This is a genomic window from Pirellulales bacterium, assembly GCA_036267355.1.
Classification (GTDB): Bacteria; Planctomycetota; Planctomycetia; order Pirellulales; family DATAWG01; genus DATAWG01.
Genome location: DATAWG010000099.1, coordinates 1 through 17184, shown reverse-complemented (window position 1 = coordinate 17184; position 17184 = coordinate 1). Strand labels below are relative to the sequence as shown.

Annotated in this window: 15 protein-coding genes; 8 read left to right on the top strand and 7 right to left on the bottom strand. The window is 61.6% G+C overall.

Translation table 11 applies throughout. From position 1 onward, the window contains the following. Positions 1-9: 9 nt before the first annotated feature. The 5 genes from VHX65_15525 to VHX65_15505 all read right to left on the bottom strand — a co-directional run bounded on the left by VHX65_15525 (position 10) and on the right by VHX65_15505 (position 4785). Positions 10-690 (bottom strand): ABC transporter ATP-binding protein, encoded by a 681-nt coding sequence (locus VHX65_15525; protein ID HEX3999961.1) that lies wholly within the window; start codon positions 688-690, stop codon positions 10-12. A gap of 913 nt (positions 691-1603) precedes the next feature. Further along, complete coding sequence (ptsP, locus tag VHX65_15520; GenBank protein HEX3999960.1) at positions 1604-3355, bottom strand: phosphoenolpyruvate--protein phosphotransferase; 1752 nt, start codon at positions 3353-3355, stop codon at positions 1604-1606. Between the two features lie 58 nt (positions 3356-3413). Then, entirely contained in the window at positions 3414-3671 is a 258-nt protein-coding gene (locus VHX65_15515; protein ID HEX3999959.1) for a DUF433 domain-containing protein, read from the bottom strand. 195 nt (positions 3672-3866) lie between these two features. Next, a complete protein-coding gene (locus VHX65_15510) occupies positions 3867-4274 on the bottom strand; it encodes an Hsp20/alpha crystallin family protein (GenBank protein HEX3999958.1) in 408 nt (135 codons plus the stop codon). Between the two features lie 73 nt (positions 4275-4347). Further along, complete coding sequence (locus tag VHX65_15505; protein HEX3999957.1) at positions 4348-4785, bottom strand: Hsp20/alpha crystallin family protein; 438 nt, start codon at positions 4783-4785, stop codon at positions 4348-4350. Positions 4786-5585: 800 nt separating this feature from the next. Here VHX65_15505 and VHX65_15500 point away from each other — a divergent pair. From VHX65_15500 to VHX65_15470, 7 genes are all read left to right on the top strand, one after another. After that, positions 5586-6143, top strand: a complete 558-nt coding sequence (locus VHX65_15500) for a 3-hydroxyacyl-ACP dehydratase FabZ family protein (protein ID HEX3999956.1) — start codon at positions 5586-5588, stop codon at positions 6141-6143. A 235-nt stretch (positions 6144-6378) separates the two neighbouring features. Then, positions 6379-6777, top strand: coding sequence for an acyl carrier protein (locus tag VHX65_15495; protein ID HEX3999955.1), 399 nt, complete (start codon positions 6379-6381; stop codon positions 6775-6777). Between the two features lie 176 nt (positions 6778-6953). Beyond that, a complete protein-coding gene (locus VHX65_15490; GenBank protein ID HEX3999954.1) occupies positions 6954-7658 on the top strand; it encodes a 3-hydroxyacyl-ACP dehydratase FabZ family protein in 705 nt (234 codons plus the stop codon). Beyond that, positions 7655-8938 (top strand): beta-ketoacyl-[acyl-carrier-protein] synthase family protein, encoded by a 1284-nt coding sequence (locus VHX65_15485; GenBank protein ID HEX3999953.1) that lies wholly within the window; start codon positions 7655-7657, stop codon positions 8936-8938. The genes VHX65_15490 and VHX65_15485 overlap by 4 nt, the downstream gene beginning before the upstream one ends. A 365-nt stretch (positions 8939-9303) precedes the next feature. Further along, positions 9304-9789: a VOC family protein gene (locus tag VHX65_15480; GenBank protein ID HEX3999952.1), complete on the top strand. Its 486-nt coding sequence runs from the start codon at positions 9304-9306 to the stop codon at positions 9787-9789. A gap of 806 nt (positions 9790-10595) precedes the next feature. Further along, positions 10596-11843 carry a hypothetical protein gene (locus tag VHX65_15475; GenBank protein HEX3999951.1) on the top strand — a complete coding sequence of 416 codons (1248 nt, stop codon included), beginning with the start codon at positions 10596-10598 and terminating at the stop codon, positions 11841-11843. A gap of 233 nt (positions 11844-12076) precedes the next feature. After that, a complete protein-coding gene (locus VHX65_15470; protein ID HEX3999950.1) occupies positions 12077-14680 on the top strand; it encodes a protein kinase in 2604 nt (867 codons plus the stop codon). Between the two features lie 114 nt (positions 14681-14794). On the opposite strand, the gene VHX65_15465 is transcribed toward VHX65_15470, so the two are convergent. Further along, positions 14795-15418: a sigma-70 family RNA polymerase sigma factor gene (locus VHX65_15465; protein HEX3999949.1), complete on the bottom strand. Its 624-nt coding sequence runs from the start codon at positions 15416-15418 to the stop codon at positions 14795-14797. 460 nt (positions 15419-15878) lie between these two features. Between VHX65_15465 and VHX65_15460 the strand changes: the two genes are divergently transcribed. Then, the gene (locus VHX65_15460) at positions 15879-16760 is read left to right on the top strand and encodes a hypothetical protein (GenBank protein ID HEX3999948.1); all 882 of its coding nucleotides are present in this window, start codon (positions 15879-15881) and stop codon (positions 16758-16760) included. Positions 16761-16994: 234 nt separating this feature from the next. Here VHX65_15460 and VHX65_15455 read toward each other — a convergent pair. Then, positions 16995-17184: hypothetical protein (locus VHX65_15455; protein ID HEX3999947.1), on the bottom strand; the 190-nt coding region annotated here is incomplete at its 5' end.

Below are 17184 nucleotides of genomic sequence, written 5' to 3'. Positions count from 1 at the left end.
CCCTCGCCCCTACTTTGGCACTTCCTTCAACCGTCCTTCATCGAGCTCCAAGCGGCGTTGAAAGAGTGCCGCCAATTCCAAGCTATGCGTGACGACGATTAGCATCGTTTGTTCCTGCTGCTGCAGTTCGAGTAGCAATTGGCCGACCGCGTGGGCCGTCGTGCGATCGAGATTGCCGGTCGGTTCGTCGGCCAACAGTAGCACCGGTTTCTGGATCAAGGCTCTGGCCACGGCGACGCGTTGCCGCTCGCCTCCGGAAAGCTCGGCCGGCCGATGCTCGAGCCGGCTGCCAAGCCCGACGCGCTCCAGCAACATCTTGGCCCGCTCAGAGGCCGGGCCGTCGATGCCGCTGTTGGCCAACATCGGCAGCAACACGTTTTCAAGCACCGTGCATTGGGGCAGCAGGTGATGGTCTTGAAAAACGAATCCGATTCGCCGGCTGCGGAAATCGGCCAGGCGGGGTTCGTTCAGGTCGAACGGATTCTGGCCGTCGAGCCGCACCGTGCCCGAGGTCGGTTGCTCGAGCGTGCCGACGATGTAGAGCAGCGTGCTTTTCCCGGAGCCGCTCGGCCCGAGCACCGCGAGATTCTCGCCCACAGACAGGTTGAGCGAAACGCCGCGGAGTACGTGCAGCGATTCAGCCCGAGTCGGATATTCCTTGGCAACTTGCTCGATCGAAAGATTCGACATAGATGTAAGGCCGGGGATGGGATGTTCGGCGCGGGGCGTGGTGGCCAGGCGGGCTGGGTGGATGTTCCATCTTATACTTTGCCGCCAACGACAAAAACCCTGCACTAATCCCCGCGACGCGAAACGCCCAGTTCCCCTCTCCCCTTCGTGGCAGCGGGCTTAGGGGCGAGGCGGGCGTTCGCCGGTGTGCCACTGGCCAGCGCAGTCGGCCAGTGCGAGCGCCGCTTGAGCTCGCACACAAATGAAACGTCCAGCGGCGTGCGTCCCTCGCTAACGCTTCGGGCTACAATGCGTTCGCCGGTGGCACACCAGTTCCCCTCTCCCCCTTCGCGGGAGAGGGGCTAGGGGTGAGGGGGCGTTCGCCGGTGTGCCACTGGCCAGCGCAGTCGGCCAGTGGAGCGCCGCTTGAGCTGGCACATAAATGGAACGTCCAGCGGCGTGCGTCCCTCGCTAACGCTTCGGGCTACAATGCGTTCGCCGGTGGCGCTGACCGCGGTGCGGGCGATGATGAATTTCGAATGAAGGCGCCAACGTAGTAGGCACACTCCGTGTGCCGTCTGCGCTCCGCGGCGGGTTGGGCACAGAGCGGGGCAGACGGCACACGGAGTGTGCCTGCTACGTTGGGTGCGGCCTTGCGGCCGCGCGCTACGCGGCTTTGATTTCGACGGCGATCTTTTCCGGCAGCGCGACGGCGCCGACCGCGCTGCGGGCGCCGATGAATTTCGAATAAGGCGCCAACGTAGTAGGCACACTCCGTGTGCCGTTTGCGCTTCGCGGCGGGTTGGGCACAGAGCGGGGCAGGCGGCACACGGAGTGTGCCTGGGTGCGGCCTTGCGGCCGGGATTGGTGATTCGTGGTTTGCGCTGCAATGTATCCGCGTCTTTCGCGTATATCGCGGGTGCCTTGCTTCGCGTTATGCGGTATCGAGCAGCTTTAGATTGGGCGCGATTTTGGCGATTTCGGTGCCCAGATACCGGCTTACGTCGCTCGTGGTCTTGAGCTTCAGCGCGCGGTTGAGAATTTCTTCTGCGCGGGGCTGCGTTAGATGGCTGGTCAGGTCTTTGATCGAAGGAACGAAAGCCGGGCTAAGACTGAAGCTGCGCAAGCCCATGCCGAACAGCAGCAGGAATGCGCGCGGGGCGCTGGCCATTTCGCCGCAGAGGGTGCAGCGTTTGCCCGCGGCGATGCATGAGCGGATGGTGTTGTTCAGCACCCGCAAAACGGCTGGGCTCAGCGGTTGGCATAGATGGCTGACGCGCGGGTTGTCGCGATCGGCCGCCATCAGATATTGCACGAGATCGTTGGAGCCGATGGAAACGAAATCCACCTCGTCCATCAGCGATTCGATGCAGATCGCCGCGGCCGGCACTTCGACCATCAAGCCGATCGGCACGGTCCCATAGCGCTTCTTTTGCCGATCGAGTTGCTGCTTGGCTCGGGCGACCATTTTGCGCACTTTGCGGATTTCTTCGAGCGTCGTGATCATCGGGAACATGAGCCGCACGTCGTTTTTCTTGCCGTATGCGGCCCGCAGGATGGCCCTGATTTGCGTGGCGAAAAACTCCGGGTGCTCGAACGACAAGCGGATCGACCGCCAGCCCATGAACGGATTCGCTTCCCTCGCATGGCCCAAATAGGGGATCGTTTTGTCGCCGCCGAGATCGAGCGTGCGGATCGTGACACGGTGGTTTGGGCTGGCGGCGATGATTTTTTTGTAAACGCCGAGCTGCTCCTGTTCGTCGGGCACGTCGGGATGCGTCAGGAACAGATACTCGGTGCGATAGAGCCCGATGCCCGAGGCGCCCATCGCCGCGGCGGCTTCCGCGTCGGCGAGATTGTTGACGTTGGCGAGCAGTTCGATCTCGACGCCGTCGGCGGTAACGGCCGGATGATCGCGGGTGGCGGCCAATTGGTCTTTCAGGTCGAAGAACTCTCGCTGCAGCTTGCGATACGCGCTTTCGATTTCGGGGCCCGGGTTGACGATCACTTGTCCTTCGCGGCCGTCGACGATGATCGTGTCGCCCGTCTTGACGAATTTCAGCATGCCGCGCAAGCCGGAAACCGCCGGAATGCCGTGGCTGCGGGCGAGCAGTGCGGCATGGCTGGTTTGGCCGCCGGCCTGCGTGGCGATGCCGACGAATTTTCGATGGCCCAACAGCACCACGTGCGACGGCAGCAATTCATCCGCCACGACGATCAGCGGCTCGGGGAGCGTTTCGATTTCCGGGTGCAGCACCTCGGAAAGATGGCCGCTGATGCGGAGGATCACGTCGCGCACGTCGGCCAAGCGCTCGCGGATATACGCGTCTTCGGTCTTCTCGAAAAGCGCGGTGTATTCGTGCAGCACCTGGTTCAGCGCGTAGGTGGCGCTTTGATGTTGATCGACGATCCAAGCGCGGATTTTCGCGGTGAACGACGGATCGCGGAGGATCGCCTCGTGGGCCTGGAAGATCGAGGCCTCGAGCGTGCCGACCTGTGTGGCCACTTTCGTGTAGAGCGAATGCAAATCGGCGGCGGCGGCATCGCGCGCACGTTCGTAATTGGCCAACTCGGGCATCACTTCTTCGGCCTCCAACCGCCGCGTGGTTGGATTCACGAAGATTTCGTTGATGCAATAAGCCGTCCCCACCACGACGCCCGGCGATACTCCAATGCCCTTGCGCATAGCGGGCAGTTATAGCACCGATCGGGCGGGCGAGACAACGGGGAGGGAGAATTGAAGTTCATGGCTGCGCGCGAGGCACGTCGATTTCCTCCGACCGCCACGCGGCATACGAGAGCGCGGCGGAAATGTCCTCGGCTTCGAGATATGGATGATCGGCCAGAATTCCATCGAGCGTTGCGCCGCTCGCAACGAGGCCGGCAATCGCGCCGACCGCGACCCGCATTCCGCGAACGCACGGCTTCCCACCTTTCCACCCATTCTGGCGATTTGGCCATTGAAATAGAGAGTCGAAAGTGATTCGGCTAAGTGCGGACATTTGCTAGCCATCCTGGGGCGATTTCTCGATCTAAGGGAGCCGGCACAACTGACGAAAATAAGCACACGTTGATCAACCGAAAAAAATCGCCCTGGCACGAGCGCGATGCTCGCGTCAGGGCGTCGTTGATCACGGAATGCCGCAAATCTTCTAATTTTCGTCTGGGTTTTCGGCCACCGGAAACCCGGACGAGCATCAGCCGTTCGAGCTCGCCGCGTTTACGGTGATTTTCCGTGGTTTGGCGGCTTCGGCCTTCGGCAGATGCAAAAACAACACTCCATCGCGATATTCGGCGTTGATCCGAGCCGGATCGATCTGTTCGCTGACGCGGAACGTGCGATAAAAATCGCCGACGCCGAATTCGCGCAGCAAATAGGTGGCGTTTTCACCCCGGCGCTGCGGCACCTCAGCGTGGATCGTCAACGAACCGTTTTCGAATTGGATGTCGATCTGGTCGCTCTTCGCGCCCGGCAGATCGGCGATCACCAATAGTTCGTCCGTCTTCTCGACCAAGTCGACGTTCGGGCGGTAGTATTGCCCGCGTTGAGGCTGTTGCCCAACGGCGGCCTGGGCTCCATTTTCTTGAAGCGTTTGGGTTGCCATGGAAAAATCTCCTCGGAAATTTGTCTACTTTTTGCGTGGGATTGTTAGCGGCCGATCCGCATTCAGCCTGCTTTCACGACGCGTGAATTTTCACCTTCCGCGGCTTCGCAGCCTCGGCCTTCGGCAACGTCACCAACAGCACACCGTCGTTGAACGACGCTTTGACGCCATCGGCGTTGACATCGAACGGCAGCGCGACGACGCGCGTAAACGAGCCAACCGGGCGTTCTCGCCGATGATAGGTCTTCGAGTCGCTGGCCGCTGCCGGTTCAGCACACTGGCCCTTGAGGATCAATTCGTTTTCCACCACTGTGATGTCGAGATTGTCTTTCGCCACGCCGGCCACTTCCGCTTCGACATACAGCGTGTCCTGCTCTTCCCAAACGTTGACGGGCGGAAATGCGTCGAGCCCACCTGCAACGGGATTGCCGAGGAAGTTGACGAAGAACTGATCCAATTCATTGCGAAGCTGATTTGTGGGCGACGCATGCCACGAACGACGTAATAGCATTGCATTCCTCCTTATCGGAAAATCCGGTGTTTGCGGCTTCCGATTGCGGAAAGCCGCCGATGCCGAAAATCAAATGCCAAACTGTCAATCCAACGAACCAACACACTGAAAAAGCAAAGCGTATGCCGACTCGATTTCTCCGGCCTGAGCGGCTAATTATCATGTTGGGAAATATGGAGTTGTGAAAACCGACCGCTCCGTGCAGGCCTGGATCATTGGTGCCACCATGGCAGATACGGGTGAAACGACGGCCGACCGTAGTTGCTAGCTTGGGCCTCGAATTCTCGGCATTCTCTGACCCGCTCCGCGCCGGGAGGCCTCGTTTTTCGGTTGTCGCGTAGCATGCATCTGTCTATACTCAACCCTGTAAGACTCGACCGAAAAATAACTTCCGCTTTTTGAGCCGCCGCCCTGCCATCTCCCACAGGGGGAGAGAGGGGTCTGCGGAGAAGTTATTTTTCTGCCAAGCTAAAGGCCATTTCTGCTCCACTCAAGGGAATCGCCTTGGGTTAGCATAAAGACGGGAAAACAAAAGACTTAGGGTTCGGTCCGCACCAGGCGAACGGCCAAACTTTTGCAGGTCGGGCTGGCGATCCTGGCGGAAGGCTTGCCCACAAGGTGGCGAGTGGGTCCATCAATCACGACTTGATGTGTTGGGTGGTTGTGTGAATTGTGAGCGGCAAGGCGCTAGCCGCCGGTCGAATGCGGCGCGGCGGCTGAAAAACCGGCGGCTAGCGCCTTGCCGCTCACGACACGTGGCGCCCGCCAATTTTGCCTGGACCAGCCACTAGGGGGCCGTCATGCGTTTCACACTGATCGACCGAATCGACCAACTTGAGCCCGGCGCCTCCATTCGCGCGGTGAAATCCCTGTCGCTGGCGGAAGAGTATTTGGCCGACCATTTTCCGCGGTTCCCGGTGATGCCGGGCGTATTGATGCTCGAGGCGATGACGCAGGCCGGGGCTTGGTTGATACGGGCGAGCGAAGATTTTGCGCATAGTATGGTGGTGCTTAAAGAAGCGCGAAACGTGAAATACAGCGATTTTGTCTCGCCGGGGCAAACGCTCTGCGTCACCGCCGAAATCACCGGCCAGGATGAGGTGGAAACCAAACTCAAGGCCCAAGGAACTGTCGACGGACAAACGAAATTTACTGCCCGCTTAGTGTTGGAGCGCTACAACTTGGTCGAGCGAGGCCTGGGAGCGGCGGAGACGGACGGGTTGGTGACGCGGCAGATGCGAGCCTTGTTCGCTTTGTTGCACCGCCCTGCTGCCGTCGAGCAATCGGCGAAGGAAGCCATTTCGCCGCACGGCGTACAATCCGCCGCGGCGAGCGGAAGCGGAAGATCGGAACAGTAAAGGCAGGTGCGTGCCAGCAAACCCTGGTGTGCCAGCAAACCCTGGTGTGCCACTGGCCAGCTCAGTCGGCCAGTGCTGCGCGACGCGGTGGGTCGGCACTGGCCGACTGCGCTTGCCAGTGGCACACATCGACAAAACAACTCAGCAAACCAGCAGCTCGACAGCCACGAAAGCGCATCCGCCGCGATCGAAAAAACCATTTGGTTCGTAAACCCGTCTTTGGAGGTTCAACGTAATGCCGTCGCATGAAGAAGTCTTTGCCAAGGTGCGCACCGCGCTGGTCGATGCACTCGGAGTTGATGAAGACGAAGTGACGCCCGAGGCCACGATGGTTGGCGATCTCGGGGCCGAGTCGATCGATTTTCTCGACATCGTGTTTCGGCTGGAAAAAGCATTCGACATCAAGATTCCGCGTGGCGAGCTTTTTCCGGAAGACATTCTCAATAATGCCGAATACGTTCACGACGGCAAAGTGACCGCCGACGGGGTCGAGCAATTGAAAAAGCGGATGCCATTCGCCGATCTCAGCAAGTTCGAATCGAATCCGGTCGTGCAGGATTTCGTGCTCGTGCTCACGGTGCAAGACTTGGTCCGCTACGTCGAAGGCAAGCTCAACCAACAGGCCAAGGTGTAGGGTGAGGGCGAGGGTTCCGCGCGAGAGCAAAAAGCGAGGCTCCAGGTCGTTTCGCGTCGCTGCTGCCTTGTTTTCTCACGCGCCGTTCGGTCGGTCGTGAGCCCAACCCAGCATTCCCTCCCGCCCCTCGCCCCTCGCCCCTCACCCTTCCCCCTCACCCTTCCCCCCTACTCCCGATGCGTTGGTTTTGGATTGATCGTTACACCGAATTCGAAGCGGGCGTGCAGGCCACCGCGGTCAAGGCGGTGACGCTGGCCGAAGAACATCTGCACGACCACTTCCCCGGCGCGCCGGTCATGCCCAATTCGCTGATCCTCGAGGGTCTGGCACAAACCGGCGGCTTGCTGGTCGCTCAGCAGCACGATTTCGAGCGGAGCGTGGTGCTGGCCAAAGTGAGCCGGGCGAAGTTTCATTTTTCGGCCCAACCCGGCGATACGCTCAAATACCACGCCAAGATCGAAAACCTCAAGCAAGAGGGGGCCTCGGTCAGTCTCACAAGCCATGTCGGCGACCGGCTGCAGGCGGAAGCCGATGTCTTTTTCGCCTATGTCGACGATATCGACGGCGGCCGGCAACTGTTTTCCCGAGATGCGTTCGTCGTTTGGCTGCGCACGCTCCGGCTTTTCGAAGTGGCCAAGCTGCCCGATGGCCGGCCGCTGCCTCCGCCGGTCACGGCGCAAACAACGCCGCCCGGTGAACCTGAAATCGCGGGCGGCAAGCCGGATCACGCCCCGAATCCGCCGATGGCGGCTAATTTCGGCAATCCCACTGAAAATGGAACGTCGCCCACACACGGAACGTCGCCGGCACACGGAACGTCGCCGGCACACGGCCGTGCCACGGACCATGTCCGCTCACCAAGGGTTGGAGAGCAGCGATGAGAAAACGTGTCGTCATTACCGGCGCGGGCTGCGTGACTCCGCTGGGCACGAGCGTCGAAGAATTGTGGAGCCGGCTGTTGCGCTGCGAGTCGGGCGTCGGGTATACGACCGTGTTCGATGCCCGCAATTTTCCCACCCGCATCTCCGCCGAGGTTCGCAATTGGGATATCAGCGCGATCGGCGAAGATCCGCAGCGCTGGAAATATCGCGGCCGCCACTGCTGTTTTGCCGCGGGCGCCGCCCATCAGGCCGTCAATGCGGCCGGAATCGATTCGAGCGCCGTCGAGCCCGATCGCTTCGGCGTTTATCTCGGCTGCGGTGAAGGCCAGCAAGATTTCAAGCACTTCGCCGAGATGATGAACGAATCGCTCTCGGGCGGACAGTTCGATTTGCTGCACTATACCCGCGCCGGTATCGAAACGCTGCACCCGCTCGGCGAGATCGAGCAAGAGCCCCACATGCCCGCGGCCCACCTCGCCACGATGTTCAACGCCCAAGGGCCGAACCTCAGTTGCCTCACCGCTTGCGCGGCCAGCAGCCAGGCGGTCGGCGAGGCGGCCGAAATCATCCGCCGCGGCGATGCCGACATCATGCTCTCCGGCGGCACGCATAGCATGATCCATGCCTTCGGCGTGACGGGCTTCAACCTGCTCACCGCCCTCAGCACTCGCAACGACGAGCCGACGCGAGCCTCCCGGCCATTCGACAAGGATCGCAATGGCTTCGTCTTGGGCGAAGGCGCCGGCATGGTCGTGTTGGAAGAACTCGGACACGCCAAATCGCGCGGCGCCCCGATCCTCGGCGAATTGCTCGGCTACGGCGCGACGGCCGACGCCTATCGCATCACCGACACACATCCGGAAGGCCGCGGCGCCGCCGGTTGCATGCGGCTCGCCCTAGCCGACGCCCAACTCGGCTTGGAGGATATCGACTATATCAATGCCCACGGCACCAGCACCGACGTCAACGACAAGGTGGAAACGCTCGCCATCAAGACGGTGTTTGGCCCGCAGGCCTACAAGATTCCAGTCTCGAGCACGAAGAGCATGATGGGCCATTTGATCGCCGCCGCCGGGGCCACGGAATTGATCGTGTGCATGTTGGCCATCCGCGACAAAGTGCTCCCGCCGACGATCAACTACGAAAATCGCGACCCCGATTGCGATCTCGACTACGTGCCCAACGAGCCCCGCGAAGCGAAGTGCCGCCGCGCGGTCAACAACAGTTTCGGCTTCGGCGGCCAGAATATCGCCCTAGTCGTCGGCGAATACGCCGGCTAACGGTCGACCGAAAAATAACTTCGCCGAAGCACCGTCTCCCCGTGCGGGAGAGGGCAGGGTATGCAAAACCCTCTCCCCTTGCGGGAGAGGGCAGGGTGAGGGGTTCAAAGCGGAAGTTGATTTTCGGCCGAAGCTAGGGCTTGGCCGAAAAATAACTTCGCCGAAGCACCGTCTCCCCGTGCGGGAAAGGCCAGGGTATGCAAAACCCTCTCCCCTTGCGGGAGAGGGCAGGGTGAGGGGTTCAAAAGCGGAAGTTGATTTTCGGCCGAGCCGAAGCCAATATCGCCGCTCGCACACCGATCCGCGTGCCTCAGCGTCGAGCCAATCTCGCTCGCATCGAGCTGCTCAAAACAAGGGGAAATCCGATGGCCAAGCAAGCCAAGAACACGATTTGCCTTTGGTACAACGGCGATGCCGAAGAGGCGGCCCAGTTCTACGCCAAAACCTTTCCCGATTCATCGCTCGACGCGGTACACCGCGCGCCGGGCGACTATCCGGCAGGGAAGAAAGGGGAGGTGTTGACGGTCGAATTCACGGTGATCGGAATTCCCTGCCTCGGCCTCAACGGCGGACCGGCATTCAAGCACACCGAGGCATTTTCCTTCCAGGTCGCAACCGCCGACCAAGCCGAAACCGATCGCTACTTCAACGCGATCGTCGACGGCGGCGGCCAGGAGAGCGCGTGCGGCTGGTGCAAAGACAAATGGGGCCTCTCGTGGCAGATCACGCCGCGAATTCTGCTTCGAGCAATCACCGACCCCGATCCGGCCGCCGCCAAGCGCGCCTTCGACGCGATGATGACGATGAACAAGATCGACATCGCCACAATCGAATCCGCCCTCCGCGGCTGACGCGCTTCCAACGCTCGTGCGACAAGTGATTCCCGCAGGGAAAACGGGGTCAGAACTATTTCTCACCCCGATATTCTACGGCTTGCAAATAGTTCTGACCCCGTTTTCTGTCCCTCCAATACAACTACGGTTACTAACACTTGCGTTGCGGCAGCATTGTAGCACGAGGAGGCATTTTCGGGAGCCGTATTTGGAGAGTTGCACATGGCCCGACCGAAGCGACGGATGGCGCGATTTGGCGGTGGCAATTTGTCGCGGTGATATTAATCGTGTCATTCGTGGTCGGAGCCTACTTCGCATTCTGGGGCTTGGTGGGCACAACAGACCGCCAGGCCACGCGCCGGGCGTTTGCTGAGGGTCGGATCACCAAGCAGCAAGCGAGGGAAGTTCTCGGTGATGAAGTGGACCGGGACGGCTTGTAAATAGTTCTGACCCCGTTTTCTGGACGTTTTCGGCTTGCAAATAGTTCTGACCCCGTTTTCTGCTCCGCCGAATCCCAGGCCGAATCCGAGGGCGAAGAAAACGTCGGGAGCCAGACCAACACAGTTTGGTCCGCAGCCATTTCGTCCGCAAGCGTTGCTGCCGTATGCGGCTGGCCGCAGGAGCGACAATCGGCGACAGGATGCTGGTTTTTACGGAAGACTTATGTACGATAGGGAGGTCGATTTTTCCTTCCACCGCACGCTCGTCTTCGGAGGGATATTGGAATGGGAAGGCGCACAGGCGGAATTCGGCCTAGGCGATGTCGTGAGTTGCGCACGGTTGAATGGCTTGAGCCGCGCTGCGTTTTGAGCGCGTCGGCGGGGATGTTGCCGTTCGCACCGCCCCCGACGGATCTAGCCCACGGCGGATTTGACGACGGTCCGGCTGCCACGTTTGCGGGCTCGGCATTTGCCGCACCGGCTTATTCGGCGGCCGCTCCCGCTTTTATCGCGCCGGCCTTCATGAATGAGCCGCAATTCGCCGGCAGTGGCCGGGCGATGGATGGCCAGCAGCCGGCGGCAATCGCGTTTGAAAGCGGTTGGCACAACGGCTTTTTTCTAGCGCGAAGCGATGAATCCGACGGCGGATGGTACGCTCCGCCACCGGGCCGTGCGACGGGATCGTTCGCCGAGACAAGCGGTTTCGCCGCGGCGAATGAAATTGTCGCGGCGCCGAGCCTATCGCCCGATGCCCGGCCTCCGATCAGCGGCGGAATGGAATTGACGGGCGTGGCTGGGCAAGCTGTTTCCGACGGCAATTTGGTTGCTGGCCCGGCGGTCTTCGAGGCCGGATCGGCGATCGCTATGGTAATCGACCAATCGCCGTTGCCGCTTCTTGAGACCACTGCTATCACTTTGGTTGCCGCGCCGCAGCGTGCATTTGCAGCGGTGGATGCGGGCCCCATGATTTCCGTGGCTGCCGAGGCGGCGTCGCCCCTTGGCGTGCTGGCGTTCAATTCGTCGCTCGCGGGCCAGGCGGCGTCGTCCGCTAGCACGCAGGCGCAGCAATTTTTGGTCGCGGCCACGGTCGGTAGCGGCGCTCGCGCACCGACGACGCAAGTGTTGTCGACGGCCGGTTTGTTCTCATCCACGAGCGGGGCTGGCTCTTTCGTGCCGGCATCGGCGCCGAGCGACGGGAGCGTCGTTCCGCTTTCTGCCCACGATGCGTCGGCCTATCACGGCGAGTCCACGAGCAATGCGAGAGCGGCCGCGGTGCCTTCGAGCGAAACAACGGGCGGGCTCTTCGGCGGCGGCAAGGAGCTCGTTGCCGGCGAAGTTGCCGGCGGCGAAAACGGCAAGATGGCAATGGCGGGGCTGCCGGTGAATCTGTCGGCGGTGGATCATGCCGTCAAAACGATCATGGCGGAGATCGGGCAGTTGGACTCTGGCTTCAGCCGATGGTGGGACGACAGTCATTTCAAGCCGGCGGTGGTTGCTGCCGGCGCCGCGGCGTTCGGTGCGGCGGCCATTTACTACGCCCGACGCCGTGGTCGACGAAATCTCGATGAAATCGAGGAAGAGGCGAGCAGAAGCTGGTTGTTCGCTCGGCTGCAACCAGTGCCGAGCGAATAGCTAGAAGCGGTTCAAGACCAGAATGTAGAGGGGGCTGTCCGCCCGTTTTGATTTGAAGGCTACGCAAGACGGGGGGCAGAGGGGCGACAGTCCTCTTTTTGCACAAGGGGACATTGCACAAGGGGACAGTCCCCGTTTTGCTCCGAAGACTCCGCAAAATGGGGACAGTCCGGCCGTTTTGGTGACGCAGCGGGGGACAGTGCCTGGCGGCTTTGAAACTTCTTGTAGAGTCTATGACGCCTTCTTCGAGTTCTCCGCTTACCCAACCGGCTTCCACGGTCGACGGCGCCGGCGACGCTCCTGGCCGCGAATTGCCGGCGAACCCGGTCCTGGCTGCGACGCTCGACGCCATGGCCGACCAATGGAGCGCCGGGCAACGGCGGCCGGCCGAAGATTGGCTGGCCGAACATCGCGAACTGCAAGCTGAGCCCGAGCTTGCGGTGCGGGTTGTTTATGAAGAACTGTGCCTGCGAGAAGACTTCGGGGAAGACGTTACTTCCGAGGAGTTTTATCGACGGTTTCCGCAATGGCAGTCGGAATTGGCGGCGCTATTCATGTGCCACCAGTTTCTGCAGCCGGCTCCGAGGCTGGTCGTGTTTCCCGATGCCGGCGAGTCGCTCGGCGAATTGCGGCTGCTCGAGGAATTGGGAAGCGGCGCGCGAGGCCGGGTTTTCTTGGCGACGCAGCGTTCGCTTTCCGATCGGCCCTTGGTCGTGAAACTGACGCCGCGCCGCGGCCACGAGCACTTGTCGCTGGCCCGATTGCAGCACACCAATATCGTGCCGCTATACCTCGTGCAAGATTTTCCCGAGGTCGGCCTGCGCGCGCTGTGCATGCCGTATTTGGGAGGCGAAACCTGGCACGAGATCGCCCAAGAACTTCGAAATTGCCCGATGGGCCAACGCACGGGCGGGCAGATTGTCGCCGAACTCGCAACGGTGCGGCGCGCGGCAGACATTTCCACGGGCGAACCCGCGCCGGCGCTCGGCTATCTGGCGAGTTCGACGCATGTCGAGGCGGTGTGTTGGATCGGGGCCTGCTTGGCCGATGCCTTGCACTACGCCCATCAACGTGGGCTGGCGCATTTGGATATCAAGCCGTCGAACATTCTGATGGCGGCGGATGGCCAGCCGATGTTGCTCGATTTTCACCTTGCCAGCGAGATCGAACGATTGCATCGCAAGGAAATTACGACGATCGGCGGCACGCCCGGCTACACCTCTCCCGAACAGGCGGCTGCGATGCAGGCGGTGCGCCGCGGCCTGCCGATTTCCGAGCAGGTGGATTGCCGGTCGGATATTTATTCGCTCGGCGTCGTGCTGTATGAAGCGCTCCGCGGCCAGTTGCCGGCGGCGGGGGCGGCGCGATCGCGGGCCGAGCTTCGCCAAGCGAATCCCGGCGTGAGTCGTGGAATTGCGGATATTTTGCACAAATGTCTGGCGCCGGCCCCCTCGGCGCGCTATCCGAACGCGGGCGAATTGGCGATCGATTTGCGCTGCCATTTGGCGAATTTGCCCCTGCGAAACGTGCCCAACCACAGCCTTGCCGAGCGCTGGCGAAAGTGGCGGCGACGGCGGCCATTCGCATTGCCGTCGGCGGCGGCAGCCCTGACGGCAGTGACGATTGTCGCGGTTGTCGGCGGCTTGCTGTATCGAGACCGAGTGGCAAATGCCGAGGCATCGCTCCTCCAGTCGCAACGAGAGCTCACGGCCAAGCAGTTTGCTCCAGCGATCCAGCATGCGGCGATTGCGCGGCGCGGCTTGCGATGGTTTCCCTGGCAAGCGAATCTCAGCAAACAACTCGAAGCCCAACTCACCGCCGCGCGCCGCGCTCAAGCAGTCGACGGACTGCACCAACTCGTCGAGCGGCTGCGGTTCCTCGACGACGAGCAGATGAGCGATCAGGCGCTTGCAGAAGTCTTGGCCGGCTGCCAAGAAATTTGGCGGGCGAGAGACAGCTTTCTGGCGACCAGCGCCGCGCCAGGAAGTGCTGCTGAAGGAACCTTTGGGGAGCAATTGCGGCGCGATCTTTTGGATCTCGCAATTCTTTCGGCGAGAATCGAGGCTCGATTGGCGCCTGCGGAAAAGGCCGCCCAAGCACGTTCTACGGCATTGCAGATTCTGTCGGAAGCGCGGATTTCCTGCGGCGAGAGTCCGGTGCTGGAGGTCGAAGCCGGCGATTACAAAGTGGATGCAGCGTCCGCAAACCGCCGATCGAAACCGGTTCGCCCCAACGACGCATCCAACGCGGCCGCATCGCTGCCCAGTGCGGCCAGCGCATGGGAACATTGTGGCTTTGGGCGGTGGCTGATGCACCACGAGGCATACACGGATGCGGCACGCCAGTTCACCGCCGCGATCGACTTGCAGCCAAGCGACTTCTGGCCCTACTTTCAACTGGCGCGATGTAATTTCGAGCTCGGCAAGTTCGGTGCGGCGCTCCAGTCGGCTACGGTCTGCGTCGCCTTGGCACCCGACCGCGCCGAGTGCTTCTATAACCGCGCCATTTGTCAACAAGCCCTGGGCCGGGATGCGGAAACATTCGCCGATTTAGAGCGCGCAATCGGGCGCGATCCGCAATTCGCTCCCGCGCTGCTCGAGCGCGGCATTCTTCTGGGGCGGTTGAAGCGATTTGCCGAAGCCCAACAGGACTTGAATTCCGCGCTCGATCATGGCGCCAAGCCGAGCGAAGTGCACTATCAGATGGCCCGGCTGTCGGCAGCCCAAAACGATCGGGCCGGCGCGATGCGATGGATCGTGAAATCGTTGGCCGAAGGACCGCCGTACCCGCCGGCGATCGAATTCGAGCGAGAGCTGCAGCACGCCGCGCGTCGATGAGTGGCGTTGACGACAGGAGTCGGTCGTCCGCGCGGGCGGAGAATCGCCCGAAGCATAACCTCGGCGACGGCCTCGGGATGAATTCCGGTTGCCCAGATTATTTTCCCCTGGAACCTACGCTTCCATGACGCGCTGCAAGCGGGCCAAAGCGCGGGCCAAGAGCTTTTCCGCCCCTTGCACGGTTCGGCCCATGCGAGCCGCAACCTCAGCGAACGGCCGTCCTTCGATGCGTCGCAAGACGATCACTTGCCGATAATGTTCCGGCAGTTGCTGCAAGGCTGCATCCAGGCGTCTTTGCGCCTCGTGGCCCATGGCTTGTTCGCTCGGCGTGCTTCCATTCGCGATCAAGCGGACGAGCGTGTCGCTCGCTTCGCCGGGTTTCTCGACTTCCAGCGGTCGCTCGAGCCGGGCGTTGCGACGCTGCGTGCCGAGATAGCGACGCATGTGATTTGCCACCAGTCCGGCCAAAATCGTTCGCAGCCAGGCCACGAATTCAGCTTCGCTGTTCCCCCGGAAGCCGGCGAAATGTTGATGTGCCTCGAGGAGCGTTTCCTGGGCTAGGTCCGATCCGTCGGCTTTGCCTTGAATCTGCTGCCGCAATTGAGTTTGGGCGACCCTCGCCAGATACTCACGGAAAGCGCCGAGTAGATCGTCCAAGGCCTGCCGGTCGCCGCGCCGCGCGCGTTGAAGCAGCTCGAGCCGACCGGCGGACCGCTTCTTTGAAATCTCCGTGCTCATCTATTCTCCGCCGTTTACGGCTAGCTTCCCCGTGGATTCATGGCGCCATGCCCGCAGCCTTGAGTGGCCACGTCCATCGCGCGCCGAACATGCCGCGCAAAGTCGCCGGCATGGGGGCCCATCGGATGATTGCCGTTCCGGCGCTTTGTCAATACTAAGCGTCACGTCCTTCGCGGGCAACCGACGCAATTTTCGCATTCCGGTTCTCTCATTCGCCGGCGTGCAAACGAAATTTGCTCGTCGCTGCGATTACATGCGTCTGTTTCACGTTGATTTCGGTGACCATAGTTACGGAGTCCGAGAACATCGGGGGCGTTCTCAGCGCAAGCCTGCTCATCGCAAGCCCATTCGAGGCATGGAGTACGGCGGTTAGCGGCTCATCGGTTGGCAACGGTTATTCGCAGGAGCAGGACTGTTGCGTTCGGATCGGGGGCTTATTCGGCGGACGGAGATCATTGCCATGAAACGCGAAAAGAGAACCTATTGGCTTCGACGGCTCGGCGGTGAACACCTGGAATCGCGCAGTATGCTGGCGGCCCATCCCATTTTGCCGGCGATGGTCGTCCCGGCCATCGCACACTTCGGAGCGGCGCAAGGTGCCGGATTCGTCGGCAACGCGATTGCAGGCCGGCTTAACGCCAGCTATTCGAGTTCCGGCACAATTCTCTCGGCGTCGCTCACCGACACCAGCGGTGGAACCGGAACCGGCACGGTCAGCTATTCGGTCGTCAGCGGACGAAACGGCAGCACGAGCAACAATCTCACGGTCAGCGTGACCGGCGAAGCCGTCGACACGAGGCTGACGGTGGCGATCGGCGGCGTGACCGTTGGGGTCTTGGAGACCAACGCATCCGGCGCCGGCACGCTCCGATTGTCGGAATCGAACTTCCCTACCAGCGTGGCCGCCGGCGACACGGTGACCGTCGGCACGCTCAGCGGCACCTTCGCCACCTCGACCTCGACCGGCAACGGATCGGGCGGCGGCTGCATGAGCTCGACTTCTTCGAGCCTTACGGCATCGCTCACCGATTCCAGCAATGCCTCGGCGAGCGGCGCCGCAACGTTGACGACAACCAGTTCACACGGCTCGACCACCAGTTCGCTGACCATCAGCATCAGCGACGCCGCGGCAAGCAGTTCGCTCACAGTCGCCATCAATGGCACGACTGTCGGCACATTGACGACCGACAGCGATGGCAACGGAACCCTGACGATCTCGACCGGCTTGCCGAGCGTTGCGTCTGGTTCGACGGTCACGGTCGGAACACTTAGCGGAACCTTTGCCAACTCCGCTTCGACCGGCTCCGGGACAACGCTTCGACTGAATTTGCTGCGGTTGTGATTCGATCCCACGCGGCAATGCCATGGCCGATGCAAATGCCGAGCGTCGGTAAGCGAGTGACTGAGATTTGCATCCCGAGAGTTCGCTTATCGGCGCGAGGCGTTTGCATTTGTCCGCTGATGGCGCAGAGGGGGACGGTCCTCACGTGACGCAGAGGGGGACAGTCCCCGGACGTTTTGGTGACGCAGCGGGGACAGTCGCCGGGCGTTTTTGAAATTGCTTGAGTGTCGAGCATCACGGGCCGATGCTTGGCGGGTTCGGATCGAGGTAGTCGCGCGGGCCGCGGTTTGTGTAGTACGGATAGGCGACCGCCCCGGTCGGCGGGCCTTCCGGGCCGACATACGTTCCGCCTACGCCGCGAGGCAAGGGACCATAGCCGGGGCCGCCGGGGCCTGCGCCGTTGGGGCCGCAGCCGTTCGGTCCG

Bases quoted from the DNA above. Each gene is read 5' to 3' on its own strand.
- VHX65_15515 (HEX3999959.1), bottom strand. From the start codon at position 3,671: ATGTCCGCACTTAGCCGAATCACTTTCGACTCTCTATTTCAATGGCCA.
- VHX65_15460 (HEX3999948.1), top strand. From the start codon at position 15,879: ATGAAACGCGAAAAGAGAACCTATTGGCTTCGACGGCTCGGCGGTGAA.
- VHX65_15495 (HEX3999955.1), top strand. From the start codon at position 6,379: ATGCCGTCGCATGAAGAAGTCTTTGCCAAGGTGCGCACCGCGCTGGTC.
- ptsP (HEX3999960.1), bottom strand. From the start codon at position 3,355: ATGCGCAAGGGCATTGGAGTATCGCCGGGCGTCGTGGTGGGGACGGCT.
- VHX65_15480 (HEX3999952.1), top strand. From the start codon at position 9,304: ATGGCCAAGCAAGCCAAGAACACGATTTGCCTTTGGTACAACGGCGAT.
- VHX65_15470 (HEX3999950.1), top strand. From the start codon at position 12,077: ATGACGCCTTCTTCGAGTTCTCCGCTTACCCAACCGGCTTCCACGGTC.
- VHX65_15510 (HEX3999958.1), bottom strand. From the start codon at position 4,274: ATGGCAACCCAAACGCTTCAAGAAAATGGAGCCCAGGCCGCCGTTGGG.
- VHX65_15465 (HEX3999949.1), bottom strand. From the start codon at position 15,418: ATGAGCACGGAGATTTCAAAGAAGCGGTCCGCCGGTCGGCTCGAGCTG.
- VHX65_15475 (HEX3999951.1), top strand. From the start codon at position 10,596: ATGTTGCCGTTCGCACCGCCCCCGACGGATCTAGCCCACGGCGGATTT.
- VHX65_15505 (HEX3999957.1), bottom strand. From the start codon at position 4,785: ATGCTATTACGTCGTTCGTGGCATGCGTCGCCCACAAATCAGCTTCGC.
- VHX65_15500 (HEX3999956.1), top strand. From the start codon at position 5,586: ATGCGTTTCACACTGATCGACCGAATCGACCAACTTGAGCCCGGCGCC.
- VHX65_15490 (HEX3999954.1), top strand. From the start codon at position 6,954: ATGCGTTGGTTTTGGATTGATCGTTACACCGAATTCGAAGCGGGCGTG.
- VHX65_15485 (HEX3999953.1), top strand. From the start codon at position 7,655: ATGAGAAAACGTGTCGTCATTACCGGCGCGGGCTGCGTGACTCCGCTG.
- VHX65_15525 (HEX3999961.1), bottom strand. From the start codon at position 690: ATGTCGAATCTTTCGATCGAGCAAGTTGCCAAGGAATATCCGACTCGG.